Genomic DNA, 25,701 nt, shown 5'->3' on the forward strand with positions numbered 1-25,701 from the left:
CTTAATTTAATCACGCTAATTAGACTAGCATTAGCAATTTAAAATTAAATAGGTTTTACATTTAAGAAATAAATTTTAACTTCTAAATAAACGAAGGATTTAAATTTTGAAAAGAAAAGTTACTGATGTATTTTGCCTAATTTTTTATACTAAACATATTAGTAAAGAGTGACAATTCAGTAACTTTTCTAATTAGAGTTTAATTATTAAAGTTAACTTAGTAACATCGTGTAGCACATATTAACCGATTCCATCGGTTAACAAAGCAACGTTTTTGACAGCCAACATAATAAGGGCCTGTATTTATAAAGCGATAACCTGGTCTATACCAACCTGGTCCATAACCCCAACCTGGTCCATAACCCCAACCTGGTCCATAACCACCACCCCAGCCTATAGGAGCAAAACCAAATCCACCACGTCTCCAACCATGACCCCAGCCGTATCCACCCCACCCATGACCACCATACCAAGCAAGTTGAGTCCCTTTTGCTGGAACATTAACCGTTGTGGCATTCGCTTCATTACTTACTGTTGCAGTGAATAAGAAGGATGAGATAATAAGACTTGGCAACGCACTCATTTGTTTAATTACTGAAGTAGCCATATTGTCGACCCTCCAATGGTTTTTTCAGTATAAATTATAGACAATTTATTTTAAATTAGTACACAACTAGCTCTTTATTTAATGATAAAAAATAGATAATTTTTAAACTGACTATTTTAATTAAAAATATTATTAATTGCTTTCAATAAGTTACGCAAAACTATAGGTGTAGGTGAATGATAAATTTTAAAACATTAGCGGTAAGTGACTTTTTACGTTCTTATTGGCAGAAAAAACCTTTGGTTTTAGAAAATGCGCTACCTAATTTTAACCAACCATTATCAGCTGATGAATTAGCAGGTTTAGCTATGGACGATGAAATTGAAAGTCGCTTAGTCCGCGAAACACCAAAAAAGCCCCCTTATTGGTTACTAAAACGTGGTCCTTTTACCGAACATGATTTTACCAGATTACCCAAATCGCATTGGACCTTACTTGTGCAAGGTGTTGATCGATTTATCCCCGAGGTAGCTGCCTTACTTGATAATTTTAATTTTTTACCTCAATGGCGTGTAGATGATGTCATGATTAGTTATGCTGTAGAGCATGGTAGTGTGGGGCCCCATTATGATAACTATGATGTTTTTTTATATCAGGCTCAGGGCTCTAGGAAGTGGCTACTAACTACACAAAATTGTCATGCTGAGAATTATATAGCAGATCTTGAACTGCGAATAATGAAACAGTTCAATATTGAGCAAGAAATTATTTTACATGAAGGAGATATGCTTTATCTTCCGCCTCATATAGGTCATTATGGTATAGCATTGTCAAACGATTGCATGACTTATTCTTTTGGATATCGAAGTTATACATCTTCTGAGATGTGGGACAACTTAAGTGAATACTTATTAGAGCATAAAAAAAATGATTTGTTATATAATGATCCTTCCTGGTCTAATTTAAAGGCGCCTGGAGAAATTCCTAAGCAGGCTTTTCAGCAAGCTCAAAAATTATTAAAAACAGTGCTTACAGACGATGTTTTGTTAGGCCAGTGGTTTGGTAGGTTTATTACTATGTTAGATAGCCATGCAGAATCACTATTACCTCTCATTAATAAAAAAAGAACGTTAAACCAGTTTCTTAATAAATTAAAAAAAGCTAAACAAATCACTCGCAATCCATTGTGTCGTTTTGCCTATATTAATGATGAAAATAGCGGGTTGCCCATTTTATATATTAATGGTGAGTATTGGGAAACAACGAGTATTACTCCAGATCTAATAAGGAGAATTGCAAATCACCGCTGTTTGACATTAAAGGAATTAGCCCCATTCGTCGATAAAAATGAAAACCAGAAATTTCTTTATAAATTATGGCAATTGCAGTGGATAGAATTTACAACTGTTTGATCTATTGTTAAAACTTTAATTTATGATAATACTATGTAAGTAGTTGCGATTTTTAGATTAAATCAGAGAAATAATAGACTTACTGGACAGAAGTCTAATCACTAATAGGGAAATTGCAATGTGCAAAATAAAACTAACCTTTACATTTTGGTTAAGTCTTTTTCTTCATTCTATTTGTTTAGGGCAGACTAAAGAGATCGCGATTACTATTGATGATTTACCGTTTGTCGGCTCAACACATAGTAAACCTGCTAACCTACAAAGGGAACATGATCGATTTTTACAAATATTGGAAGCTTTAATTAATCACAAAGTTCCAGCAACGGGTTTTATTATTGCAGGCTCGATAGAAAAAGATCAATGGCAATTACTAGAGTTATTTCGTGAAAAAGGATTCATTTTAGGTAATCACACTTACTCTCATAAAAGTTTAAATAATTTGCCTGCAGAAAAATATATTTCTGATGTTGATAAAGCTGATAAAATTATTGAGCCCCTTTTTAATGGGCCTAGATACTTTCGTTATCCTTATTTAGCTGAAAGCACAGGTGATAAGCGACAAAAAGTTCATGATTATTTAGCTGAGCATCATTATATAATTGCGCCAATCACTATTGATAGTAAAGATTATCAATTTAATGCAAAATTATTTGCCATCCCCTATCGATTACGACCACAAAATTTACCTCGTATTAAGAAACAATATTTAGATTATATTTGGAATCAAACTTTAAGAGCAGAAGCTCGTGCCGAAAGACAACACCAAGAAAATGCTAAGCAGATTTTATTAATTCACGCTAATTTATTAAATAGTCATTTTTTAGGCGATATTTTAGATATGTATGAAAAAAATGGTTATAAATTTATTAGCCTTGAGGAAGCATTGAAAGCACCAGCACCTATTATTAATACACCTATTCAACAAAATAGTCCTACAAAGGATGCCCCGATAATAGATACACCTGATGAAGAAAATGATAGGGCTATAATTAGCCTCTTAGATTCTAATTTTCTGAAAACTGTTTTAGTATCAAATAAGGAGAGAAATCTCGAAAATCATTTAATAATTGGTAAATAAAAATTACATTTATTTTGTATTAAGCAATTGTTTTAGGTAAAAGATTTTCAACTGTATGTCGAGGTAATAATAACCAATAGCGACCTTTATTTTTCATATTTCCAGCAATAAAGGTTGCTTTATCACCAGCGCCCCAAAATACGTCACCACGTACTACCCCACGTATTGCGCCACCAGTATCTTGAGCAATCATTAGACGTTGGAATTTTTTATGTTCGACTGATTGGAGATTAGGCCTGGTGGTATCCAGCCATAAAGGTGCACCTAAGGGAATCCATTTTCTATCGACGGCAAGTGAATAACCTGGTGTTAACGTAACGCCTTGGGCACCCAAAGCAGCTGTATCTTTTAAAATCCTAAAGAAAACAAATGATTTATTAAGGTTAATAAGTGGTTCAATTTCATTCGGATGTGCTTCTAGGTAGGCACGAATACCTTGCATAGAGGCATTATCTTTGGTCAAGATGCCACGGTCTATTAAAAATTTAGCAATGGGTCTATAAGGAGCGCCATTTTCACCAGCATAACCTAAGTAAAGATGTTTGCCATTCGGGAGCTCAACGATACCTGATCCTTGAATTTCTAAAAATAATCTATCTATATGGCTATCAACCCATACAAGAACAGAAGCCTTATCTTTTAAAGCTCCTTTATTAATTGCTTCACGATCATAAAAAGGTAAAACCTTATTATTTTCAATGCGCGCTACAATACGTTTTGAAGCAAGGTCTGAACTAAAGGCGCCTAAGTCGATAGTAACTAAATTTGAAGGTAAGCTATAAATAGGAACATTATATCTAGTTGTTTTAACTAAGCTACCATGTAGCAACGGTAAATAATAACCGGTAAACAGACCATGAACTGTTTTTTTCTCATAAAATTCTACCGGTTTAAACCATTTTTGAAAAAAGCTACGTGCTGTATTTTCATTAGCATTATTAAGTAATAAGGCTTCTCTACAAGCAGGGTACCAATCTTTAACTTTTAGAGGAATCTTTTGACTGCCTACTGCTCGATTAGGATTCTGCCGTAAGAAGGTCTTACAAGAAAGTTGAAAAGCGGAAAGTGATTTTGTAACATGCGCCTCATTCCAACCAGGCAACTTAGCAAAAGAGGATTCTTTAAGCGTCAGTGGTGCTGGTTTATGCATGATCCATATAGTAAACCCTGCAATAACAGTGAAAACAAGGATGAAGAAATAAAATAATTGTCTTTTCATAGCTGGGCAAATATTACACGAAATGAAATAAAATTCAATAGTTTCGCTAAAAAAAATATTTAATAAACAGCAAAAGTTTATTTTATTTATTTTTAAATTAAAGGTTAACTGTATGTTTAATCAATGAATTTAGATAAATTAATTAGTGAGAAAACAGCGATTGATTTGAAATACACTTAGAAAGCATAAGCAGCCAAAGGCCACTTATGCTTCTTTCATTATCTAATTGATCTAGACATATCACTTAAAGAAGAATGCCTCATTGAAGGAGTTCCTAATGAAGGCGTTCTCATTGAAGATTTAGAAGCTTGTTGTTTTCTTTTTTGTGAACTTCCATTTGACCTAGATCTACTAGATGAACTAGCCTGTCTCTTGGAACTACCATTTGATTTCGATTTGCCAGCGGAGCTAGCTTGTCTTTTTTGCATACTAGAACCGGATTTAGCTTTGCTAGCTGAACTAGCTTGTTTTTTCTGCGTGCTAGAACCAGATTTAGCTTTGCTAGTATCTGAACTAGTTTTTCTTTTTTGAGTGCTAGAACCGGACTTAGCTTTACTAGCTGAACTAGCTTGTCTTTTTTGCGTGCTAGAACCGGACTTAGCTTTGCTAGCTGAACTAGCTTGCCTTTTTTGCGTGCTAGAACCGGACTTAGCTTTACTAGCTGAACTAGCTTGTCTTTTTTGCGTGCTAGAACCGGACTTAGCTTTGCTAGCTGAACTAGCTTGCCTTTTTTGCGTGCTAGAACCGGATTTAGCTTTGCTAGCTGAACTAGCTTGTCTTTTTTGCGTGCTAGAACCGGATTTAGCTTTGCTAGCTGAACTAGCTTGTCTTTTTTGCGTGCTAGAACCAGATTTAGTTTTGCTAGCTGAACTAGCTTGTTTTTTTTGCGTGCTAGAACCGGATTTAGCTTTGCTAGTTGAACTAGCTTGTCTTTTCTGCGTACTAGAACCAGATTTAGACTTAGTTGTTGAACTAGTTTTTTTAGGTCTAGATTGACCCGACCTACTAGAGCGGCTAGAAGTAGCTTTAGTTAGCTCTTCCATAGGAATAATAGGATTAAAGGCTTCCCTTGCAGCATTCATCATAGGATTAGACATAGGATCAAAAACTGTTTGAGCCATATCCATCATCATATTAGAAGGATTTGCTGAAGCCCTGCCAACGCCCATATTACCGCCAGGGTAAGTCATATCAGCCATAGAATCGGTTGTTTCACGTAACTTGTCATTTGATGCAAAAACAGCCTCTTCAAATATTTCAAACGTTTTTTGCATATAATCAAGTGTTTTATGACCGTTTTCGATAGCTAAATTAACTTGTTTTTCAAATAACTCTTCTGGCTTAATACGAACTAACTCATCAGGTTTAAGGTAGCTTAAATTTCGCATTGTTTTTATATTTAATTCTGTTATTGCTTGTAAAGGCCGCTGCACATTCCTAATTATCTGAGTTAACCGCTGAAAATATTCTTGATTCATAGTTCTCTCCCTAGATGTTGCGATGCACAACAAAAGCTTAGTCCCTAATATTAAATTACGCAAATTTAATAACTTAAATAAAATTACTTACCCTTTTAAAGATAAAAACTTAAGCTAATCTTTACTGTCCACCATTTCAATGAAAGTAAAATATTAATTAATGATTGTTCTTTCATCTAATAGTATAGAAATAAAAAATTAAATATTATTTAAAAGATAGAACTGCTATGTAGATAGCTTTAGAAGGGCTTAAAATTAGTGTATTAAAAGTTACATCCTATATTCTTCGCGACAGGATTGAAGCGATTAAATCATGTTACTCGCTTTTAGAACTCTTAAATTTGATGCTTTCTTTTTGATCAAAAACAATCAAATGATTTAACCGATAAATTTCACTAATGTATAGTCTTTTAACTTCTTTAATTGCAATCACCACAATACCCACGCAGTAAAATTTATTTCCTTCTATAATCTTATTATTATGAAGGAGCCTTTATGAAAATTGCGAACTATATAGAGCAGTGTCAAACGAGGGTAAATAATGCGTTAAAATTGTATTTACCAAGCCCCAAAGATGAACCTCAACCATTACATGAAGCAATGTGTTACGCAGTACTTAACGGTGGAAAGCGTCTTCGCGCAAGCTTTATCTACAGCTTAGGTGATACTTTAGATGCTGATCCATTCGTTCTAGATAAAATCGCTTGTTGCATTGAAATTATTCATGCATTCACTCTAGTTCATGATGATTTACCAGATTTAGATAACGATGATTTAAGGCGAGGTTGTCCAACGTGCCATAAAGTTTTTGGCTCAGCTACAGCCATTCTTGCTGGAGATGCCTTGCAAAGCCTTGCTTTTGAGCTGCTTGCTTTTCAAGATTACCAAAGCACTATTCCAACAGACAATAAACTAAAAATGATTCATATACTAGCCAAGTCTATAGGTTCTTATGGGTTAGCTGCTGGTGAAGAGTTGGATTTAAAAAGTATGAATAAAAAAGTTACATTAGATGATTTAAATAGAATGTATCAATTGAAAACCGGTTGTTTGTTTGCTGCATCAATGCAGCTTGCAGCACTGGCTGCAAATTATGATGATCCCTCCTTTCTAAATCAGCTCAATGAACTTGGTAATGTCCTAGGTATTGTATATCAAATTCATGATGATGTTATTGGGATAGAATCGGATTCAAAAATTTTAGGCAAAACAAATGCTATTGATTTAATGAATAATAAACCAATATATACCTCTCTTATGGAAATAAAAGAGGCGAAGGTATATGAAGCTCAATATCTTGATCGGGCAATGGAATATATTAATAATTTTGAATTTGATTCTGTGCGGTTAAAAGAACTAGTCACTTTTATTATTCGCCGTGATCATTAGTTAACCTTGATAAGAGTAAGTTCGAAACAATATGCCTCATTTAATAAGGTTGATGCGACTTAATCAATGGTTAAAAATACCCTTTTTAACTTAAAAAAAGTTAGAGATTTTTACTTAAATTTATTAGTTGCGCAAGTAAAATTATGGAGTAAGCTCATCTTAAATATTAAAAAAATGCGCATATTTAGACCAAAATTCAATAGAAAGGAGACGATGTAAATCATTAGCTTATATTGGTAAATAATTAAAGTGACATTTATCTTAATCACTTGTGGGTAGTCTATACTTTGGATACTTAAATATCACTTTATATTGATAAATTAGATGAGCAAAAATTCACGAAAAAATAACATCATTTTCTTTGATTTCGATGGAACAATAGCTGATACAATGAAGCAATATATTTACCTTTATAATGAATTTGCCAAAAAAAATAAAAAACCTGTAATTAGCGTATATGACTACCTTAAATTAAGAAATAGTTCATTCAATGAAGTAAGAAAAAAACTAGGTTATAATCTTCTAGAGACTTTTTACATAGCTAAAAAGCTAAAAAAACAACTATATGCAGCCCCTTTTTCAATAAAGATAGTACCAGGAATTATCGACATTATTAATGAAATGCATAAAAGAAATTTTTTAATCTATATTGTTTCTTCGAATACTAAAAAAAATATCCAAAAAATATTAGTAGCGCATGGAATAAATCATATCGAAGAAATTATTTCTACATTTAGAGGTTTTAATAAAACTTATTTTATAAAAAAATATTTAAAAAAACATAAAGACTACCTTCATGCTTTTCTTATTTCAGATGAGTATAAAGACATTAGAGCGGCTAATAAACTTGATATCATTTCGCTCGCTGTAACCTGGGGAGCCAATAATTTCAACCAAATTCACGACGTTACTCCCAATTTTATAATAAATCATCCCAGTCAAATACTGACAGCCATCGAGCAATTAACATGAATAATGTTTTTCGTTTTAACAATATATCTAATATGGTCTATAGTAGATATACTAGTTTAAAAATTGAACAAAAATAATTGGCAAGCAATATGGAGATTAATTATTGAAAAGGTCTGTATGTCTAGTAAAAATATAGGTATCACTGCTGTTGGTTTACATTTTCCTTCCTTAGCAATGGAAGTTAAAGAATTAGCTAAATTACGCCGAATTGATCCGGAAAAATTTACTCTTGGCTTAGGTTGTAGAGAATTTTCACTATGCTCACAATATGAAAATATTGCAGATTTAGCTGTAAAAGCAGCACAAAAGGCTCTAGCTCATTGGCCTAAGTCACCTTATGACATAGGAATGGTCGTTGTTGGTACAGAAAGTAGTTTAGATATGAGCCGCCCAGTTAGTGCTTGGGTTGCTGAGCAGCTGCATCTCAGTGGTATGATTCGTTCTTACGAAGTAAAACATGCTTGCTATGGTGGAACCTTAGCGATAAAACAAGCTGTAGAATGGAAACTTTCAGGAGCAGGCGGTAAAAAGGCTGCTTTAGTTATTGCTGCTGATATCTCCCTTTACGAACCTCAAAGTAATGCTGAACCAACCCAAGGGGCTGGTGCAGTAGCATTTATCATTGATGAAGATCCTCAAATCGCTGAGATTGATTTGCTTTCTTATCCTTGGAGTAGACCCGTTTTTGATTTCTGGCGGCCTATTAATGAAAAATATCCTCAAGTGAATGGAGAACTTAGTTTAGAGTGTTACAAAGAAGCTGTTCTTAATTGTTTTAATCTCCTGATTAAAGATATAGGTATAAATGCGTTAGAGTTTGAATTTGATGCCCACTGTTTTCATGTTCCTTTCCCTAAAATGGTTAAAAAAGCGGTTTTTCATTTATTACAACACCAAGGATGGAATAATGAAAAAATTGAGCTCTATTTTAAAGAAAAAATAGAGTCCACTATGGAATGGAACCAATTAAGTGGAAATTGTTATACCGCAAGCCTTTGGTTGGCCGTAACGAAAGCCCTTTCTCAATTAAAACCGAAGCAAAAATTATCAGCATTCTCCTATGGTTCTGGCTATGGCGCAGAGTTATTAACACTTACAGCAGGCCCGCAAGTTAATTCCCCATATTGGATTGCTGAAACAGAAAAAATATTCCATGAAAGAAAAAAAGTTAGCGCTACGGAATATCAACTGCTTAGACAAAATGATTAATTATTAATATTAGGTAAGGATGGAAAGTATGGCTTTATATGATTTAGGTGCTTTTCCGGTACAATTTTATAAATTATCAGATAGCGAACAACAAAATAGTTTAATAAATTTAGGTATTTTTACTCCCGAGGAGCTAAAACTCTTAAGAAAAGAAACATCTTTAGACCACCAGCTAGCTTCTTCCTTAATTGAAAATACTGTCGGTTGTTACCCCTTACCACTAGGTTTAGCATTCAATTTTATTGTTGACAATCAACCATACATCATACCGATGGTCATAGAAGAAAGTTCTGTCATTGCTACAGCTAGCAAAACTGCTAAATGGATTAATCAAAACGGTACCATTACGACTGAGCAAATAGGTTGTTGCGGTATAGGTCAAATTCAAATACCTAAAACAAAAAATTTCGATTTATTATTTAAGAGGATTGAAAAACATAAAAAAGAATTAATCCATAAGGTCAATACAAGTCTTCTACGCTCTTTAATTAATAGAGGAGGGGGACTCAAAGAAATTACCATTAGAAAACTAGAGCGGGCAGATGGGTATACTATGGCTATTATTCATCTGTACATAGATTGTCAAGATGCAATGGGTGCCAATATTATTAATCAGACCTGCGAATATCTAAAACCCGATATCGAACGATTAACAAACGAAAAAGTTGGTTTATGTATTTTATCAAATTTACCGGATACAAAAATTACTAAAGCCAAAGTTATCATCCACAATATCGATCGAGAATTGGGAGAAAAAATAGTAGAAGCATCCTTATTTGCGCAACTAGATCCCTATCGTGCAGTTACTAATAATAAAGGTGTAATGAATGGTATTGATTCTGTTTCAATTGCAACAGGTAATGATTGGCGTGCAGTTGAGTCAGGTATACATGCTTATGCAGCACGTCATGGGACTTATACTTCGATTACTCAATGGCAAATGCAAGGTGATGATCTGCATGGAATTATAGAAGCTCCGATTCAAGTTGGTATAGTTGGAGGAGTGACCAAATTACACCCTATTGCACGAATATGCTTAAAAATTATGAAAATACACTCTGCCGATGAATTAGCAAGAGTTATGGCGGCAGTGGGTATTGTACAAAACTTAGGGGCATTGAGGGCATTGGTTTCAGAAGGAATTATTAAAGGCCATATGCGTCTACATATTAATAATCTTGCTATTGCTGCAGGTGCGACTATAACAGAACTTCCCTCTATTCGACAGTTTTTGGAGCAACGTTTAAAGGGGCAAAAAGGAATTACTGAAAGTGATGCCAGAGAAGCTATTCAATTGACGCGCAAAAAAGTTAATAAGTTTAAATAGTAAAATAATAATTGGTACTTTAAGAAATAATGCTTCCTAAAGTCTATTCTATATATATGTCGTCAAAAAAAATGTTTAGATTAAGTGGTTCCCTTAATACAGTAAGTCTATTAAGAATGGCATTTATAGACTAATAACCGTTGCATTTATTTAAAGCAGGATAACTAGCTAGTTGAAGGAACCATAAATAAGTTTTTCAGGACTAGAAAGTAAAATATTATTAATCGAAGGGGGGCAAACCGTGCTCAACTCAAGACAACGTGATTGAAAAGGAAGCATCCTGATATGCTTATTGACTATCTAAATAGTACGATAAATCTAGTCCATCTTAAAGTGAGCGATTACTAACGGATGAAAGAGAAAGCTTTTGGGTAAATAATAACCAAAAAGGGCATACTGAAACCTTAAGTTCTGGGGGAGTTAATACAATGAAGTATCCTTCTCATTTAGCTATAATTATGGATGGAAATAGGCGCTGGGCTAAAAAGCGTTGTTTGCCCGCAATTACAGGTTATATTATGGGCGCTAAAGTAGCATGGAAAGTACTTTGTAATTGTTTGGATTTAAACATCCAATACCTTACTTTATTTGCTTTCAGTACAGAAAATTGGCAAAGAGCACAAAAAAAACAATCCTCCCATCTTGTTAAATTTATGACTTATTACTTAGCTCATCACGTGGAGCGTTTTCATCAGAAAGGTATTAAGATACAACTAATTGGCTCTAGGGCCAATTTAGATGAAAAAATGCTTAGGTTATTGGCTGAAGTTGAGCAAAAAACGGCAAAAAATAATCAATTAAATTTGTTGATTGCTTTAGATTACGGTGGAAAATGGGATATTGTCAATGCCGCTAGACAACTCGTTTTGCAAGTGGTTAATCATAAGATTGAAATTGATGATATTGATGAACCTACCTTCGCTAAATTTTTAACGACTCATCAATCACCAGATCCAGAGCTTGTCATTAGAACTGGCGGAGAGATTAGGCTAAGTAATTTTTTGTTATGGCAAATTGCCTATTCAGAAATTTATTTTACACCTGTTTTTTGGCCAGACTTTGATGAAAACGAATTAATGAAAGCCTTTGACTCATTTAATGAACGCCAACAGAGCTTTGGTAAATAAACTTGGATTGGGTTTGGTGCAGTGAGAAAAGCTTTACATTTGAATTACAGATAAAATCCTTTATGCTATTTGCCCTGACGACTATTGTTTTCAAAACTAAAGGTTAATTAACATCATCCTAATATCAAAAATTTTTAGATTTTTTAGCTTAAGAAATAATAAAGAGCTCTAAATGCTTAACATCATAAATCAAGCTTTACTAAATAAACTACTAGTAAAAATTGATGCTAGTTGATGTGGGCGAGTCCTCAATTCAAATTAAGCCAATTAAAAGAAGAAGCAATAAAAACCATAGCCAATATTACGGACTAACTTTTCAAACCAGCTAGCCATGCCACGAAACTGTTTAAGTTTTGCAAGTAAATTTTCAACTAAGAGTGCAATTTTACGTCTAGATGAGTTTTTTCTCATCAAATCTAGTTCCTCTGGCATATTCAAAGGATAGCGTAGAGTTGCTCTTATTATGGTTAGGGCCTTCACTCTAAGTCTTTGACGATGTACGCTTCTCGGTTTTTAGAAAAAAATTTTTCTGTATAAATAGTGTAACCGCTCGTCTTACTTGAATTAATTCTGTTGCAGAGGTTTCTGATTTTCAGGATTAAGGAAAATCAGAGCATCTTACGTTCTCCATATAAATCCAGAATATACAAAATAATTTAAAAGGGATGTAATAAATACGATTACTAATAAAAGTAAGTTTTCTTTCACCGGACCAGAACCGAAATATGTAACGCCTAATTGTAAAGTACTACTTTGAAATAAAATCATGAAAATGGAATAAATTAAAAAATGAAAGCCGTATTTTAGTTTTAATTGAAACGATAAGTTTTCAGAATTTGATGTTTTAAATGTATATTTTCCATGCAAAATGTAGTTGTGTATTAAAGCTGCTGTAACTGCTAACTGAGAGGCGTAAAAAGGACTAAGGTATAATTTAAAAATATTGAAAGCCACAAACTGGAGAATTAAGCCGAAAAATCCGACACTAATCATTTTGAAGTATTTCTCCATCTCTTTTAATCGCAATATTGTAATCACTCTTACAAAGTCGCGGATGCTATGAGGGGGCAGCTTGGACTTCCCTTTTTCTCGGTCAATAAAATCAATAGGTAACTCATAGATTTTCATTTTGTTTTGATGCAGCCGCCAAAATAACTCTAATTTGTAGGCATATTGATTTGATATAAATTTTTCCGGTAATGAATTCTCTAGAGCTTTAGATTTAGTTCCACGAAAGCCACTCGTAAAATCTCTGTATTTTCTTGTTAATATTATTCTAGCTATCCAGTTCGAGGATATTGACAGTAATTTTCGATACCATGGCCAATTACTAGGAATGCTGCCTCCTTTTACATATCTGCTGCCAATAACACAATCATTTTCTTGCAAATGTTGAACCATCTCTGGAATATATTTAGGCTGATGAGATAAATCCGCATCAAACTCAAAGATAACATTAGCGTGTAACTCATTCAGTGCGTATTTCATTGCCTGATGATAAGCAGAACCTAGCCCCGTTTTTTTAGGCTCAGACAGTAAGATTAATCGGGGATACTCTTGTTGTAATTGTTTAACAATAGGTATGGTTTTATCCGCTGAATTACTGTCAAAAATTATGATATAATTTTCATATAAAGACATTGACTGAAGCATAGAAGATATTCTATGGATGGTTTCTTCAATACAATCGCCTTCGTTATAGGTCGGTATAATGATAGCAAGTTTTTCTTTGGTTTCTAGTTGCATTTGAGCGATCCAATTTCTAGTTTAGACACATCAATATGTAATATAATTAAACAATATGGTAAATTATAGTACATAAATACTCAGTGTGGTCTCTAGTTAGTTTCATAAAAATCATATTTTATAAGCGCAGCTTATCGATATATGGTTGTTTTTTGGACTAAACTTGATAACAACTATTAGATTAGAGGGAGGGCCTGGCTCAAGATTATGGCCTTTATCCTATCAATACTATCCTAAACAATTTTTGCAGTTGTATGGTTCCTAAAGTTTATTTCAGCATACGCCAGGAAGAATTAGGAGTGATATGGGCGTGTCTTCAATTTGAGGTATACAGTTTGGGTTAAATTTGTAAAATTCCCTTGCAGTAAGCAACGGAGAAAAGTCAATGGCGTGACAAGTTATTGCAGGGGATATAGATTAAATTAGAAATGACATTAAGTTGAAAATTCATTTGCAAAACTTAAACAGTTTCATAGCATGGCTAGCTGGTTTAAAAAGTTACTCCGTAATTTTAGGGCTATGATTTTTATTATTTGTTCCTTTAGTTAGCTTAATTGAAATGAAGACTCGCCTATAAAGGATTTATTTATCTGGTAACATCAATTTTTTAAAATGATTGCTATTTAAAGCAATCTCTAAGGCTTGAAACAACCATGGTGTAAATAACTCCGGTTTTGTCTTTATCTTTTCAATAAGTGTAGCAATATCTATCCAACAATAACTCATTACTTCGCTAGGATTAGGACAAATCTCCTGCTCATTCCACGAGCCTATTAAGACATGATCAACTTCATGTTCAAACATTTCATTATCTAACTTAGTAAAATAGCGAAAACTGTTGATTTCGATGAGCTTTATATTTATACCCATTTCTTCATATAAACGAGCAGTTGCCTGGTTTATTAATTCTTTTTCCGCTACAGGATGACTACAACAAGTATTTGTCCATAAACCTTTACTATGATATTTTTCTTTACTTCGTTGTTGTAGTAATAATTCAACTTTATTATTGTTTTTTCTGAATACAAATATGGAATATGCTCGATGTAGTAACCCTTGTTTATGAGCAGTGAGTTTATCAATAATTTTAATGAATTTATCTTGGTCATTTACTAAAAGCACATTGGACTTTAATATATTTATAGCCATTATTTATTCTAACCTACGTTATTATCATGCGCTGTTAAAACTATATTTCGATTATTACTACTTTTATATTCTTACTTATTTGCAAATTTTTAAGAAAGAATGGATAAAATTTTAAGCAACGTCTTAAATAATATTTTCAACAGTTAATTTTGCAATAATAGATTTAAAAATGCGCATATTTTTTAATTTTAATAGCGCCCCTGAATTTTGGTAGTTCACATAAATGTATGTTCTTAAATGTATTAGATAATTTATTAAATTTTCAAGAACAAAATGTTATGAGATTAATTTTACAAATTATCATTTACCTCTAATTTTCTCACTCATAGGCGTTGAAATTTTGGGGATGAGTCTTGAGTAAACAAATCTCGTATTATGCAAACGATATTTTCATTTAAACTTTCCTATACAAAATATTGATTTTAATTAACAGATAAAACACTTTTTAGCGTGATATTTGTAGTTTAGTTCAAACTAAATATATGTACAACAAATAATCTAATTGATAAATTATAAAACCGGTAGAGTTTTTTTGAGCTAATATAAATAAATAACATACAGTATTTTATTGATGCTTGGATAAGTTGCTTAATGAAAATAATATTATTTACTACGCGTTGTATGTAGGCTAAACATGAGTAATGAAAAATCTATTATCTCTTCTGTAAGTTTTTATCTTCCTACGTTAGTAGGGCTATTTAAAGAGCTCGCTAAATTAAGAGATATTAATCTTGATAAGTATTTAACAAGATTTAAATGTAAGAAAATTATTCTCTGTTTTGATAGCTATAGTGTTATTAATTCAATGATAGGGTTAAAAAGTAACTTCCAGGTTCAAACAGTAGTACTTAGGTATTGAGCTTTTAGTTATTGATTGTAAAGACAGTACTAATATAAATCATGTTTCAGTACTGTTTTAGCTAAACGATTAACTTGTTAAAAGTTGCTTGCTTCTAAATAAAAGCATATATATTACGGAGGCCAAATGTCTTTTAATATTGAAATACCTGCTAAATGTATTTTGGCAGGGGAGCATTCTATTTTGGAAAGAGGATTTGCACTAGTAGTGCCGTTTAATAAATTTAAGCTTAGTTTAAATTATTATCCTGATGAGATGAAGACTATGCATACTATTTCAGCAGAAGGTAATAATTCACTGGGAATTATATTATGGCCTGTACTGAGCAAAGCATGCCAGCTGCTTAATAAAGACCCTCATAAATTAACTGGTTTTTTTCAAATGGAATCAACCATTCCTCCTTGTAGTGGACTTGGCTTTTCTGCTGCTCTTTGTGTTGCTGTTGCAGAATGGGTAATACAGCAAGGTTATTTGACCCGTGCAAACTTATTTGATTTTGCTATAGAATTAGAAAATATGTTTCACAAAAAAAGTAGTGGTGTTGATATCGCAGGCGTGACATCTAACCACATCATACAATATTCTTTTAATAAAGAAGTGGCAAAAATTAGTCCATGCTGGGAGCCAGAGCTTTATATTTCTGGCTCTGAAGAGAAGAGTATTACACGTTTATGTGTTGAGAAAGTGAGGGAGTTGAAGAAATCGGATCCAAAAAAAGCAAAAGAAATATATGAAAAAATGGCTTTAGCAGTAGAATTGATTAAATTTTCTTTAGAATCTGATGATAAAGAGACTCAATTAAGTTATATAACTCAGGGCTTGACTCTAGGAAATCAATGTTTTTATGATTGGGGGCTTACCTCTCAAGCTTTAACTCAACACATCAAACAATTAGAAACCTATAATACCTTAGCATGTAAAGTTATAGGGGCAGGGGTAGGTGGCTATGTATTAAGTTTATGGAAAGAAACTCCTCCACAAAATTTACCTTTTAAGTTACATCGTTTAAATTTATAAAGATTATAATATGAGAAAATGTTTATAATTACACATCAATATCACTAAGTTTGATTGACTAGTTACTTTAAGCAGTATTGGCTACATTATTTCAAATAATTTTTCACCGTCATAAAGTTCCTCACTGGTTGCAAGGACTAACCAATCTTTTTTTAAAGTATTAACTATAGATACTAATTTATCACGAGCTACAATAAGCAGTAAGATATCCATACCTAAAGCACCACAACCTTTTACAGTTAAAATATTGGGATCGGCTTTAAAAAATTTAAGTAATTCTAACGTTGTTGGGGCAACTAAATTTAATGCTATAAGTTCTTGTTGATAAGAATTAATTACAGTAATCAATTTGTGGCTGTCACCTTGTTGAAAAACTAATTGTGCATTTTCAACAATTGATTTAAGGGAGGTAAGTCTACTAGGTAGTTTTACTTCTTGTAAATGACAGTGAGTGGCTACTTTACTACCCGTGTGTAATAGAATAAAAGAAATATCTTTAAATACCCAATCATAACAATGGATCGTTTTAGTTAGTCGGTCAATGTAAACACAACCTCTTTGTGCCTGGGCAATAATATCATATCCGCTAGGTTTAACACCTTGCCCGTTCCAAGCATGTTCATAATAAGCATTTAATAAATCATGCCCATCTAGTGGTTTATTCTCTAAATAGCATAAAGCAAGGTAGGCTCCAATAAACTGAGCACTAGATGCGCCCAAACCACCACATCCTTTATATGGGTCAAACCAGTGAAGTTGATTTAGTGATTTTTTATATTTAAGCCAAAACAGTCCTGCAGGGGAGGCTGGATGAACTAAAGAATGCTCCTTTATTTCTAAAGTTAACTCAAAACAAGGTTTAGTTGTTAGTATAATAGCAGGTGCTTGTATAAGTGCTGCATACTCACCTACCAAAAATGTTTTTGCGGGTATTTGCCATTTCATTTTGTGTTATTATTAGCTTAACGTAAAGCGGTTAAAAAATCGTTTGTATTAAATCATGTTAACATGCTAATTACTCAAAAGTTAGCGTTGCGATTATTTAATACTGATGTCTTATGAGATATCAGAAAACAAGAAAGCTGACCTGGAGTAAATTAAGTCCTTTTCTCATGTTTAATTTTATTTGAAATAGTTGAGTATTACTAAGGACTGTTGACATTTCATATAGGTAATCATAAAAAAAGCGTATGCCATAGGCACTCCAGAAACATAATTGCGCTTTAATTTATCAAATTTTGTGGCAACAACTTGAACATGTTTTATTCTTGCGAACAAATTCTCAACTAAATACCAATATTTATACAAACATCAAATCTATATCTACGTTGCCAAATTTAGAATTACTTTTTCTCAGACTGACAGGCTTAGAAGATTTTCTGCGAATGCTCTCTTAAACTTCCTTACTATCATAGCCTTTATCAGCAATGATATGTTCTGTAGGCGGTAGATTTTCAATAAATTATGATGCGAGGTTACAGTCCTGAAATTCACCACTTGTTATTGAGCTAATCCATACCCATCAACAGCCATATGAATTTTGATAGTATTTTAACATCCAAATGCTGCAGGTAGGTCGTGCCAGAGACAGCCAATTCTCATGCGATAAAACATACCTTCTACCCTATTAATTAAATTGGGCTAACGCACGCTTATACTTAGCATCGACTAAAGCTCCTGAGTGAGCATTAGACGTAGCATAGCAAAATCATTTTGTTCTTGTGTAGAACCTGAATTTTTCGAGTTTGCTCTTATTTCTCCAGGGCTGCATTATTAAATGTGAAGAGCCCCTAATAATTTTTCTCATTGCAAAGCTGACAAGGAGCATAATAATAAAATAAGTAATGAGAGTTTAAAATTTGGAAATATGCTAGGGCAACAAATATTTTTTATTATACAATTTTTTCATTTTTATAGCAGGGATATACCTTAAATTAATTTCCTTATATCCATTCAACTATTTGTAACACAGTTACTCTAAGTAACATTTTCATCTTGTGAACTTGGTAGCCTCTCTATTTGTTGATACAACTCAGAAACCTTATCATAGATATTAATAAATTTGTCTTCTGCATAATACTGACTACGTAATTTGTTATATAATCTTTTATCATAAATCTTCCAGAATTCATCCCTAGAACAAAAACACTGCCCCCAGAAACATTTTCTTCCATTATGATGATAAAGATACTCTTCAAATTTACGATTAACTTCTAAAAATCCTTGTGGATTAGTCAGAGGGCCCCATATGCCAAAATCTACAAATGCATAGTCAATGTTAACGGGTAATGAAAAAAGTTTAGCTGATTTGGGAGAGATAATAGGAATTAGCCACAGCGGATAAATATGGGTTAGATTATCAATAAGATAAAAAAATTCATTCATACTGCTTATTGGAACCCCAAGATCTTGTAGCATACTATTTTTATCCCGCTGTATTAACTCTTTTGCATAGAAATGTTTATAAAGGTTTTTACATTCTAAATGCCTCCCATACTTAATACGATTAAATAGGGTATGCTTAAACTTTAAGCCCGTCCAAAATGCCCCGCGGTCCCAACGAAAAAGATAATCCTTAAAGGGAATATATTCATAAGCATTCGATTGATTTGATTTATCTAACAAATGGCAATAATACCAGGGGCTAAAAGAATGTTTTAAAGAGCAAGAGTTAAAAAGCCAATCACCATAACTCATAGAATTCGTCTTATAACCCATTGCAATACGAAAATCATCTTTAGCCACCGCAATGCACTCAATAAAATCTAAGTTATTAATTTGTTTAATAGAATTTTCAAAAACTTTATATACTTCATCAATATTATTTACTTTTTTATACTGAATACGAACATATTTGGCAGCATTAATTAGCCTTAACTTAATTTTTGTAACAACGCCTAAACTCCCATATGATCCCGGTAATGCATTAAATAAGTCTAAATTTTGCTCTCTATTTATAGTAATTACGGAGCCATCTCCTAAAATTAACTCATATTCGATTACACTATCATCAATTAAGCCATACTTAAATGAAGAACTTTCTCCACCTAAACCTTGAATTGCTCCGCCAAGAGTCATGTGTTTAAATTCAGTGATCACAGGTGGAATCATGCCATAAAAAAGTGTTGCATCAGCTAACTCTTCCATAGTAATTAGCGGTTCTACTATAATAAAATTATCTTCAATATTAATTTCGATAACCTGATTAAGCATTGAGATATCAATAAGAATTTTACCCTTTTTGTACTCAAAACTACGTGAACAACAAGAAGAATCACGCTTTAAAGCTATTTTTCCTTTAGAATTTCTTATTTGTTCTGAAATAGCTTTAATATCTTTTAAATGTTGCTCATAAGACTTAACTTTCTTGATAGAATCCATTTACTTCCTTAGAAATTATCAATATTAAATTAAGTATAGTTGCTTCGGCGCTAAAATATAGGGCTACCCAAAATTCTGTTGCCAGAAATTCATGACTCTAGGGACTGCTGATATTTCATAATGCGGGCATTGAGAAATAAGAGCAAACTCGTAGAATTCAGGTTCTGACACAAAAACAAAATGAGTTTGCTATGCTACGTCTAATGCTCACTCAGGAGCTTTAGTCGATGCTAAGTATAAGCGTGCGTTAGCCCAATTTAATTAATAGGGTAGAAGGTATGTTTTATCGCATGAGAATTGGCTGTCTCTGGCACGACCTACCTGCAGCATTTGGATGTTAAAATACTATCAAAATTCATATGGCTGTTGATGGGTATGGATTAGCTCAATAACAAGTGGCGAATTTCAGGACTGTAACCTCGCATCATAATTTATTGAAAATCTACCGCCTACAGCGCATATTATTCTTGATAAAGGCTATGATAGTAAGGAAGTTTAAGAGAGGCGCTTGACAAGTAATACCTTGATTCAAGCTTTTTTGGGCTGCAAAATTCTGCCTGATCCTTTTTGAAAGGGCTTGTGCATTAAATATAGTCAACGTAATTTTCAATTTTTCCTAGAATTTAAAGAATGTGGCATAATTGTGAATTTATTTGGAAATCAAGCAGTGAAAGACTTTAACTATTTACCCTTAATTAACATCCTTTATGCCTTAGGCAGCTTAGGAATTGGCTATTTAATTGCCAAAAAGATTAGTAATCTGGTACAAAGAGCAGTCGATAAACATTTCTCAAAACATCAAGCGATGCTTGCTCAGCGCTTAATTTTTCATATCTTGTTAGGACTATTTTTTATCAATGCTTTTCAAGAACTAGGATTTAACCTAAAAATTTTATTAGGTACGGCTGGTATTATTACTGTCGCTTTAGGGTTTGCATCTCAAACAGCCGCCTCAAATCTAATCAGTGGGTTATTTTTGCTATTTGAGCATCCTTTTCGTGTAGGTGACACCATTGATGTGAAAGGCATTATTGGTATTGTTGTCTCTATTGATCTTTTATCAACCAAACTTCGTTCTTCAGATGGTAAATTAGTACGTATACCAAATGAAACATTAATTAAATCTGAAATAACTAATCTAAGCTATTTCCCAACTCGCTGTGCTGAGATTATTATCAATATATCTTATAGTTGTGATATTACTTTAGTTAAAAAAATACTGCTTGAGATTGCTAATCAATGTGAGGAAGTTCTAAAGGATCCTGAACCTAAAGTAGTTATTAACAATTTTACAGCCTCAGCAGTAGAACTTAAGCTACAAGCATGGGTAAAAAATGATATGTTAAGTTCTACAAAGGATTATTTACAAGAATTAATAAAAGCTAGATTTGATCAAGAGGGAATTGAAATACCTTACCCTCAACTAATGATCCATCAGAATTAAGCGATGAGCATAGATCAGGATATATCGTGAGCTGGTGAATTAATGATAAATTTAGAAGATAATTAATTTAATTAAAAAAGGCTCTATTTTAGTTTATGAATTACTAAAATAGAGCCATTTATATCTTAGCGACGTATAAAAGAGGCTAAAATAAAACCTACGCCAGCAGCTATAAGTAAAGTAGTCATGGGCTTAGCGTGAACTTGTTTGATTAACTCATCAGAATAAATACGGATTGAATCTTGCATTTCATTTACACGGTGTCGGCCTTCTTCATATAATTCATTAGCTACTTTTTTACCATCATTTAAAAGATCACTAGCAGCTGAACTTAAATTGCTATTTCTAAGAGTTGTATCACCTAAAGTACCTCTATTAGAACCAGCACCCATATTTTGAAAGTTTTGAGTAGTACCTGTAGTCCTTCCTGTGACATCCATTGTTCTCTCCTTGTTGCTATAAATTATTTACTGTAAAAAACGATTTCTAATTTTGATCTCGCTTATAGATTTCTTACAAAGCCTTTTAAAAAAAGGCTCTTAAGGGTCATAAGATTTCTAAATAAATCAAAATTTACAGTTTGACAAGAAATCTCATGTTAAGCATAGACAAGATTTTAAAAATAATAAATTTTTTTTATAAACTGCTATAATTTACGTGGGTGATAATACAAGGAGTTGACATGAGTCTAATTGGTCTCTTAATTCTAATTCTAATTTTAGCAGCAGTATTACCTGCTTGGCCATATAGTAGTGGTTGGGGTTATGGTCCATCAGGAATTGTAGGATTATTAGTTTTAATTTTGGTGATACTTCTAATCTTGAGAATCTTACCTATTTAAATTTTAGAGGAATTAACTTTTTATATTGTTAATTCCTCTTTAATATCTAAAATTTAGATGACATTTAATCTATTTTTATATTAGTAGCACCGTATTGTTTAAGAACATCCATGACTTCTTCAATTTGATTTTCATTAGTAATATTAACCCAAATAACAAAACCACCTTGATTTGCCTGCGTACGATGGGCTTTTTCACGACGATGCGTAATCAATCGCGATATAATATAACCTACCGCGCCACCGATTATCGCGCCTATCAGCCCAAAAATTAAATTATCAGTAAAGTTATCACGCAGATCACCACCAATAAAAAGGCCAATGACAAGTCCTATAAACATAGGTATAGAAAAGGTAAAGCCTTTAAGCCAACCAAAATCGTCAGCAAGATAAGGCTCTTTTTTAGGTGCGTCTTTGCTTTCCTGTACTCTGTCAGGTTCTAAATATTGTGTACCAAATTTATCAGCTAGGTCGCTAGGATTACCTTGAATTGTAATATCATGTCTAGCAACTGTTGTTTGTGTTAACTTATTAAAAACTCGCTCTACTCGATGCTCACTACTTAAAATTGCACTAATTTTCCGCGTAGAAACATTATCCATCATACTTCTCCTAATACAACTTGGTTTTAAAAAGCGCTAATCTTATTAACATGAAATCAGCACTTAATCTTGAACTATTATTGCTAATCTCTTTAACATAATCTATCTTTCTTTAATAAATTGATAATATTGAAAAATTCAATGTATTTAGACTAGAATAATTGTTAATGTTAAAAAGTTATTTGTCAAAACCATTAAACTATTGACTAATTAACTAAATATTCATAAAAATGTATATTTTCAGCCATATCGACTTATTAAATGGATAAAGGATGTTTGGGTTTAGGTCGGTATATTACATATAACCTGCATAAGCAGTAATTGGGAAGGAGAGGACTATGCTTATTACGCGGGAACCTGCTACTGAAAAAAAGACCCAATTTCGCATCCGTATGAGTGAAGCAGTTTATAATGAAATTACTGCTTATTGCGAGTGGGCTGGTATACGTTATAAAGACTTTTTTATCGAGCATGCTTGCCGTTACATTTTTACTCACGATGATGAGTGGATAGCTTATAAACAAAATAATTCAATACAACAATCAGCAAATAGTGATTCTAAATAAAAGGATTTATCAGTCTTACTAAGTTTTATATATATCAAATTAGATAGCTTTATGCCAATCATCTATGGCTGTATTAACAAGGGAGTGTTAACTATGAGTAATAGAAGTGTAGTCAAAGCTAGTGAGGTCACTGGAGTCGATGTCAAAAGCGTAGCAAGAGAAAGTCTTGGTACAGTCAATGATATAGTAATTGATAAGGTGTTTGGCAAGGTGAACTATGTTGTACTCGATTTTGGTGGTTTTTTAGGTTTTGGCAATAAATTCTTTGCTCTCCCCTGGCATTTGTTTACTTATGATCCTGCCGAAGATTGCTTTATTATCAATATTGATAAAGAAAGACTCAAAACCGCTCCTGGTTTTGATAAAGATAATTGGCCTAATTTCGCTGATACTCATTTTACATCCTCAATTGATGATTACTATCGATAAGCAAAATCGTTAAATTTAAATGGGTTTTAGAAAAGATTCACATGTGCTTTTAAGTTTATGTCTTATAAATATTGACAGATTTGGCATTATGAACTAACTTAAAGTGGTCACACAGTTTGAGTTATGTGTTGTGACGAATGGTTGGTATTGAAAAATTGAGTTGTCACTTTAATTAAACTCTTTAAAAATAAGAATAATAAAGGAGAGATTCATGTTAAAGAAAAGCTTACTCTGTAGTGCACTAGCTATTATAGCAGCTGTTAGCCAGCTAGAAGCTTTCGCGGCATCTCAAACCAATACTTCTACTACATCAACACAAGGTAATACTACCGTAACGACGCCAACCACTACGTCAACACAAGGTGATACCACATCAACCACACCTACTACAACGACAAGTACCCAAAGTGCAGTAAATGATACAGCTATAGTAGATCAGGTTAAAGCGCTTTATCAAAAAAACTCCTTGTTGAAGGATAAAAATATTAAAATTATTGCTACTAACCACCGAGTAATGCTAAGTGGTAAAGTAGATACTGATATGGAATATGAACAAGCTATTTCACTTGCAGAATCAGTTCAGGGCGTCGCTGATGTAGACGCTGATAACTTATTAGTAAAAGATAGTAAATCTCCTTTAGCAGATACTTTTATTACTGCTAAAGTAAAGGGTAACTTAATGAAAGAAAAGTTATTTGGTGAGAAAGATATAGCATATTGGCCAGTTAATGTTGAAACTAAAAACGGGGTAGTATATTTAGCTGGTAATGTAGATAGCAATGAGCAACGTAATAATATTGAAAATTTAGTTAAAAGAGTAAGTGGCGTAAAATCTGTTAAATCATCTTTGACAGTAAATCAAAATGCTAATAGTACGAATAACAACAGTGACGCCGCAACAAACAATAATCAAGATAATTACGAAAATGACGATAATAATCCGGAATAAAGTCTAAACTTTAACTAGATTGATTTGTATGGATTTTATTGATTTTAATGTTTGGTAAAGGTCCTTAAGTGAATTTATTAATTTTACTTAAGTAATTTAGTGTCTTTAATATAGAGGATAGAATTATGGCTAATGATAAAAATAACGGGCAAGACAATTTAAGAAATGCAAAAGCTTCTGCAAGCAATATGTATGAAGAAGGTAAAGCAGGCGCAAGCAAGATGTATGAAGAAGGTAAAGCAAGCGCAAGCAACATGTATGATGAAGGTAAAGACCGAGTCAACCAAGTTTATGAGCAAGGTAAAGAAAAAGCTGAAGAGATTTACAAGCAAACTAAAGAAAAAGCGAGTGAAATCTATGAAGAAAGTATGAAAAAGGTTTCTGAAGCGCAGGAAAATTTAAAAGAGTATTCAGATGAGCTCGTTAAAACTGTTAAGGAAAAACCACTGACTTCATTACTAATTGCAGGTGGTATTGGTTTTATTATTTCTGCTTTGCTTAAAAAATAATGAAATTTTTAGAACATTTAGAAGGGCTTATTTCCAGCAAAATAGAGGTTGCCAAAAACCTTTGGTCTCTATTTAAGCTGGAAGCAAAGCTAGCGGGATTAAATATTTATCCCTTATTCATCAATATAGTTCTATTACCAGTTTTGTTACTAACCATTTGGTTTTCTGTAATGACTTTGGTAGGTTATATCGTAGCAGTGTTAAGTGGTTATGTTTGGCTCGGTATAGTAGCTGTATTACTTCTTAATGCTGTTATTTTAGGTATTGTTGTTAAACGTTTAATTACGAATGTACGTCAAATGAGTTTTGAAAAAACACGGGCTTGCTTTGCAAGTCATAAAGTGAGGGACGCTAATGAGCTCCAAGAAAGAACTGCTAGCGCTGATAACCAGCACGAGCTTGAAAATTCGCAACAACCAAGTTCAATTAGCACAACATAAGCTGTACTTTGA

The 25,701-nt window shown here is 32.9% G+C and carries 26 protein-coding genes and 1 pseudogene; 16 read left to right on the plus strand and 11 right to left on the minus strand.

Annotation, left to right across the window (positions count from 1 at the left end):
- Positions 1 to 217: 217 nt before the first annotated feature.
- Positions 218 to 607, minus strand: a complete 390-nt coding sequence (locus DYH30_RS04310; protein WP_115330469.1) for a hypothetical protein — start codon at positions 605 to 607, stop codon at positions 218 to 220.
- Positions 608 to 783: 176 nt separating this feature from the next.
- On the opposite strand from DYH30_RS04310, the gene DYH30_RS04315 reads away from it, so the two are divergent.
- Both DYH30_RS04315 and DYH30_RS04320 read left to right on the plus strand, forming a co-directional pair.
- Positions 784 to 1,959, plus strand: coding sequence for a JmjC domain-containing protein (locus DYH30_RS04315; protein WP_115330470.1), 1,176 nt, complete (start codon positions 784 to 786; stop codon positions 1,957 to 1,959).
- A gap of 118 nt (positions 1,960 to 2,077) precedes the next feature.
- A complete protein-coding gene (locus tag DYH30_RS04320; RefSeq protein ID WP_115330471.1) occupies positions 2,078 to 3,037 on the plus strand; it encodes a polysaccharide deacetylase family protein in 960 nt (319 codons plus the stop codon).
- A gap of 19 nt (positions 3,038 to 3,056) precedes the next feature.
- Here DYH30_RS04320 and mltA read toward each other — a convergent pair whose 3' ends face one another.
- On the minus strand, positions 3,057 to 4,256 hold the full coding sequence (gene mltA, locus DYH30_RS04325; protein ID WP_115330472.1) for a murein transglycosylase A: 1,200 nt from the start codon (positions 4,254 to 4,256) through the stop codon (positions 3,057 to 3,059).
- Positions 4,257 to 4,474: 218 nt separating this feature from the next.
- Complete coding sequence (locus DYH30_RS18270; RefSeq protein ID WP_242604756.1) at positions 4,475 to 5,734, minus strand: hypothetical protein; 1,260 nt, start codon at positions 5,732 to 5,734, stop codon at positions 4,475 to 4,477.
- A 495-nt stretch (positions 5,735 to 6,229) separates the two neighbouring features.
- On the opposite strand from DYH30_RS18270, the gene DYH30_RS04335 reads away from it, so the two are divergent.
- From DYH30_RS04335 to uppS, 5 genes are all read left to right on the plus strand, one after another.
- Complete coding sequence (locus DYH30_RS04335; RefSeq protein ID WP_115330473.1) at positions 6,230 to 7,123, plus strand: polyprenyl synthetase family protein; 894 nt, start codon at positions 6,230 to 6,232, stop codon at positions 7,121 to 7,123.
- Positions 7,124 to 7,447: 324 nt separating this feature from the next.
- The gene (locus tag DYH30_RS04340) at positions 7,448 to 8,095 is read left to right on the plus strand and encodes an HAD hydrolase-like protein (RefSeq protein WP_115330474.1); all 648 of its coding nucleotides are present in this window, start codon (positions 7,448 to 7,450) and stop codon (positions 8,093 to 8,095) included.
- Positions 8,096 to 8,212: 117 nt separating this feature from the next.
- Complete coding sequence (locus DYH30_RS04345; RefSeq protein ID WP_115330475.1) at positions 8,213 to 9,304, plus strand: hydroxymethylglutaryl-CoA synthase family protein; 1,092 nt, start codon at positions 8,213 to 8,215, stop codon at positions 9,302 to 9,304.
- A 28-nt stretch (positions 9,305 to 9,332) separates the two neighbouring features.
- Positions 9,333 to 10,631: a hydroxymethylglutaryl-CoA reductase, degradative gene (locus tag DYH30_RS04350; protein ID WP_115330476.1), complete on the plus strand. Its 1,299-nt coding sequence runs from the start codon at positions 9,333 to 9,335 to the stop codon at positions 10,629 to 10,631.
- Positions 10,632 to 11,059: 428 nt separating this feature from the next.
- Positions 11,060 to 11,758: a polyprenyl diphosphate synthase gene (gene uppS, locus DYH30_RS04355; RefSeq protein WP_115330477.1), complete on the plus strand. Its 699-nt coding sequence runs from the start codon at positions 11,060 to 11,062 to the stop codon at positions 11,756 to 11,758.
- Positions 11,759 to 12,025: 267 nt separating this feature from the next.
- Here uppS and DYH30_RS17905 read toward each other — a convergent pair whose 3' ends face one another.
- On the minus strand, positions 12,026 to 12,169 hold the full coding sequence (locus tag DYH30_RS17905; RefSeq protein WP_160116151.1) for a hypothetical protein: 144 nt from the start codon (positions 12,167 to 12,169) through the stop codon (positions 12,026 to 12,028).
- 207 nt (positions 12,170 to 12,376) lie between these two features.
- Positions 12,377 to 13,504: a glycosyltransferase family 2 protein gene (locus tag DYH30_RS04360; protein ID WP_115330478.1), complete on the minus strand. Its 1,128-nt coding sequence runs from the start codon at positions 13,502 to 13,504 to the stop codon at positions 12,377 to 12,379.
- A gap of 163 nt (positions 13,505 to 13,667) precedes the next feature.
- Here DYH30_RS04360 and DYH30_RS04365 point away from each other — a divergent pair, with 163 nt between their 5' ends.
- The gene (locus tag DYH30_RS04365) at positions 13,668 to 13,769 is read left to right on the plus strand and encodes a sugar phosphate nucleotidyltransferase (RefSeq protein ID WP_242604755.1); all 102 of its coding nucleotides are present in this window, start codon (positions 13,668 to 13,670) and stop codon (positions 13,767 to 13,769) included.
- 317 nt (positions 13,770 to 14,086) lie between these two features.
- Here the strand turns inward: DYH30_RS04365 and idi are convergent, their stop codons facing one another.
- Positions 14,087 to 14,653, minus strand: a complete 567-nt coding sequence (gene idi / locus DYH30_RS04370; RefSeq protein WP_115330479.1) for an isopentenyl-diphosphate Delta-isomerase — start codon at positions 14,651 to 14,653, stop codon at positions 14,087 to 14,089.
- Positions 14,654 to 15,638: 985 nt separating this feature from the next.
- On the opposite strand from idi, the gene DYH30_RS04380 reads away from it, so the two are divergent.
- Entirely contained in the window at positions 15,639 to 16,529 is an 891-nt protein-coding gene (locus DYH30_RS04380) for a mevalonate kinase family protein (RefSeq protein ID WP_115330481.1), read from the plus strand.
- A gap of 81 nt (positions 16,530 to 16,610) precedes the next feature.
- On the opposite strand, the gene DYH30_RS04385 is transcribed toward DYH30_RS04380, so the two are convergent.
- The 3 genes and pseudogenes from DYH30_RS04385 to DYH30_RS04395 form a co-directional block, all read right to left on the minus strand.
- Complete coding sequence (locus DYH30_RS04385; protein WP_115330482.1) at positions 16,611 to 17,474, minus strand: hypothetical protein; 864 nt, start codon at positions 17,472 to 17,474, stop codon at positions 16,611 to 16,613.
- 177 nt (positions 17,475 to 17,651) lie between these two features.
- Positions 17,652 to 18,170, minus strand: a pseudogene (locus DYH30_RS18120) (transposase); the annotation flags it as partial.
- Between the two features lie 336 nt (positions 18,171 to 18,506).
- The gene (locus DYH30_RS04395; protein ID WP_115330483.1) at positions 18,507 to 19,910 is read right to left on the minus strand and encodes an FAD-binding oxidoreductase; all 1,404 of its coding nucleotides are present in this window, start codon (positions 19,908 to 19,910) and stop codon (positions 18,507 to 18,509) included.
- A gap of 643 nt (positions 19,911 to 20,553) precedes the next feature.
- Between DYH30_RS04395 and DYH30_RS04405 the strand changes: the two genes are divergently transcribed.
- Positions 20,554 to 21,354: a mechanosensitive ion channel family protein gene (locus DYH30_RS04405; protein WP_242604754.1), complete on the plus strand. Its 801-nt coding sequence runs from the start codon at positions 20,554 to 20,556 to the stop codon at positions 21,352 to 21,354.
- A 125-nt stretch (positions 21,355 to 21,479) separates the two neighbouring features.
- Here the strand turns inward: DYH30_RS04405 and DYH30_RS04410 are convergent, their stop codons facing one another.
- The gene (locus DYH30_RS04410) at positions 21,480 to 21,794 is read right to left on the minus strand and encodes a hypothetical protein (protein ID WP_242604753.1); all 315 of its coding nucleotides are present in this window, start codon (positions 21,792 to 21,794) and stop codon (positions 21,480 to 21,482) included.
- 242 nt (positions 21,795 to 22,036) lie between these two features.
- Between DYH30_RS04410 and DYH30_RS04415 the strand changes: the two genes are divergently transcribed.
- Positions 22,037 to 22,195 (plus strand): DUF3309 family protein, encoded by a 159-nt coding sequence (locus DYH30_RS04415; RefSeq protein ID WP_115330484.1) that lies wholly within the window; start codon positions 22,037 to 22,039, stop codon positions 22,193 to 22,195.
- Positions 22,196 to 22,259: 64 nt separating this feature from the next.
- On the opposite strand, the gene DYH30_RS04420 is transcribed toward DYH30_RS04415, so the two are convergent.
- A complete protein-coding gene (locus DYH30_RS04420; protein WP_131740706.1) occupies positions 22,260 to 22,799 on the minus strand; it encodes a SoxR reducing system RseC family protein in 540 nt (179 codons plus the stop codon).
- 335 nt (positions 22,800 to 23,134) lie between these two features.
- Here DYH30_RS04420 and DYH30_RS04425 point away from each other — a divergent pair, with 335 nt between their 5' ends.
- The 5 genes from DYH30_RS04425 (at position 23,135) to DYH30_RS04445 (ending at position 25,689) form a co-directional block, all read left to right on the plus strand.
- The gene (locus DYH30_RS04425; RefSeq protein WP_115330486.1) at positions 23,135 to 23,362 is read left to right on the plus strand and encodes a hypothetical protein; all 228 of its coding nucleotides are present in this window, start codon (positions 23,135 to 23,137) and stop codon (positions 23,360 to 23,362) included.
- Between the two features lie 93 nt (positions 23,363 to 23,455).
- Positions 23,456 to 23,791, plus strand: a complete 336-nt coding sequence (locus DYH30_RS04430; RefSeq protein WP_115330487.1) for a PRC-barrel domain-containing protein — start codon at positions 23,456 to 23,458, stop codon at positions 23,789 to 23,791.
- Positions 23,792 to 24,002: 211 nt separating this feature from the next.
- Positions 24,003 to 24,740, plus strand: coding sequence for a BON domain-containing protein (locus DYH30_RS04435; RefSeq protein WP_115330488.1), 738 nt, complete (start codon positions 24,003 to 24,005; stop codon positions 24,738 to 24,740).
- A 125-nt stretch (positions 24,741 to 24,865) separates the two neighbouring features.
- On the plus strand, positions 24,866 to 25,249 hold the full coding sequence (locus DYH30_RS04440; RefSeq protein ID WP_242604752.1) for an ElaB/YgaM/YqjD family protein: 384 nt from the start codon (positions 24,866 to 24,868) through the stop codon (positions 25,247 to 25,249).
- Entirely contained in the window at positions 25,249 to 25,689 is a 441-nt protein-coding gene (locus tag DYH30_RS04445) for a hypothetical protein (protein ID WP_176579737.1), read from the plus strand. Before DYH30_RS04440 ends, DYH30_RS04445 begins: the two co-directional genes overlap by 1 nt.
- Positions 25,690 to 25,701 lie beyond the last annotated feature (12 nt).

It is taken from the genome of Legionella busanensis (assembly GCF_900461525.1).
In the GTDB taxonomy this organism is placed as follows: Bacteria; Pseudomonadota; Gammaproteobacteria; order Legionellales; family Legionellaceae; genus Legionella_C; species Legionella_C busanensis.

Coding starts and splice junctions, on each gene's coding strand:
- DYH30_RS04360 (WP_115330478.1), bottom strand. CDS start 13,504: ATGCAACTAGAAACCAAAGAAAAACTTGCTATCATTATACCGACCTAT.
- DYH30_RS04335 (WP_115330473.1), top strand. CDS start 6,230: ATGAAAATTGCGAACTATATAGAGCAGTGTCAAACGAGGGTAAATAAT.
- DYH30_RS04350 (WP_115330476.1), top strand. CDS start 9,333: ATGGCTTTATATGATTTAGGTGCTTTTCCGGTACAATTTTATAAATTA.
- DYH30_RS04445 (WP_176579737.1), top strand. CDS start 25,249: ATGAAATTTTTAGAACATTTAGAAGGGCTTATTTCCAGCAAAATAGAG.
- DYH30_RS04410 (WP_242604753.1), bottom strand. CDS start 21,794: ATGGATGTCACAGGAAGGACTACAGGTACTACTCAAAACTTTCAAAAT.
- DYH30_RS04430 (WP_115330487.1), top strand. CDS start 23,456: ATGAGTAATAGAAGTGTAGTCAAAGCTAGTGAGGTCACTGGAGTCGAT.
- DYH30_RS04395 (WP_115330483.1), bottom strand. CDS start 19,910: ATGGATTCTATCAAGAAAGTTAAGTCTTATGAGCAACATTTAAAAGAT.
- DYH30_RS04340 (WP_115330474.1), top strand. CDS start 7,448: ATGAGCAAAAATTCACGAAAAAATAACATCATTTTCTTTGATTTCGAT.
- idi (WP_115330479.1), bottom strand. CDS start 14,653: ATGGCTATAAATATATTAAAGTCCAATGTGCTTTTAGTAAATGACCAA.
- DYH30_RS04345 (WP_115330475.1), top strand. CDS start 8,213: ATGTCTAGTAAAAATATAGGTATCACTGCTGTTGGTTTACATTTTCCT.
- DYH30_RS04420 (WP_131740706.1), bottom strand. CDS start 22,799: ATGATGGATAATGTTTCTACGCGGAAAATTAGTGCAATTTTAAGTAGT.
- DYH30_RS17905 (WP_160116151.1), bottom strand. CDS start 12,169: ATGAGAAAAAACTCATCTAGACGTAAAATTGCACTCTTAGTTGAAAAT.
- DYH30_RS04380 (WP_115330481.1), top strand. CDS start 15,639: ATGTCTTTTAATATTGAAATACCTGCTAAATGTATTTTGGCAGGGGAG.
- DYH30_RS18270 (WP_242604756.1), bottom strand. CDS start 5,734: ATGAATCAAGAATATTTTCAGCGGTTAACTCAGATAATTAGGAATGTG.
- DYH30_RS04320 (WP_115330471.1), top strand. CDS start 2,078: ATGTGCAAAATAAAACTAACCTTTACATTTTGGTTAAGTCTTTTTCTT.
- uppS (WP_115330477.1), top strand. CDS start 11,060: ATGAAGTATCCTTCTCATTTAGCTATAATTATGGATGGAAATAGGCGC.
- DYH30_RS04440 (WP_242604752.1), top strand. CDS start 24,866: ATGGCTAATGATAAAAATAACGGGCAAGACAATTTAAGAAATGCAAAA.
- mltA (WP_115330472.1), bottom strand. CDS start 4,256: ATGAAAAGACAATTATTTTATTTCTTCATCCTTGTTTTCACTGTTATT.
- DYH30_RS04415 (WP_115330484.1), top strand. CDS start 22,037: ATGAGTCTAATTGGTCTCTTAATTCTAATTCTAATTTTAGCAGCAGTA.
- DYH30_RS04425 (WP_115330486.1), top strand. CDS start 23,135: ATGCTTATTACGCGGGAACCTGCTACTGAAAAAAAGACCCAATTTCGC.
- DYH30_RS04310 (WP_115330469.1), bottom strand. CDS start 607: ATGGCTACTTCAGTAATTAAACAAATGAGTGCGTTGCCAAGTCTTATT.
- DYH30_RS04435 (WP_115330488.1), top strand. CDS start 24,003: ATGTTAAAGAAAAGCTTACTCTGTAGTGCACTAGCTATTATAGCAGCT.
- DYH30_RS04315 (WP_115330470.1), top strand. CDS start 784: ATGATAAATTTTAAAACATTAGCGGTAAGTGACTTTTTACGTTCTTAT.
- DYH30_RS04385 (WP_115330482.1), bottom strand. CDS start 17,474: ATGAAATGGCAAATACCCGCAAAAACATTTTTGGTAGGTGAGTATGCA.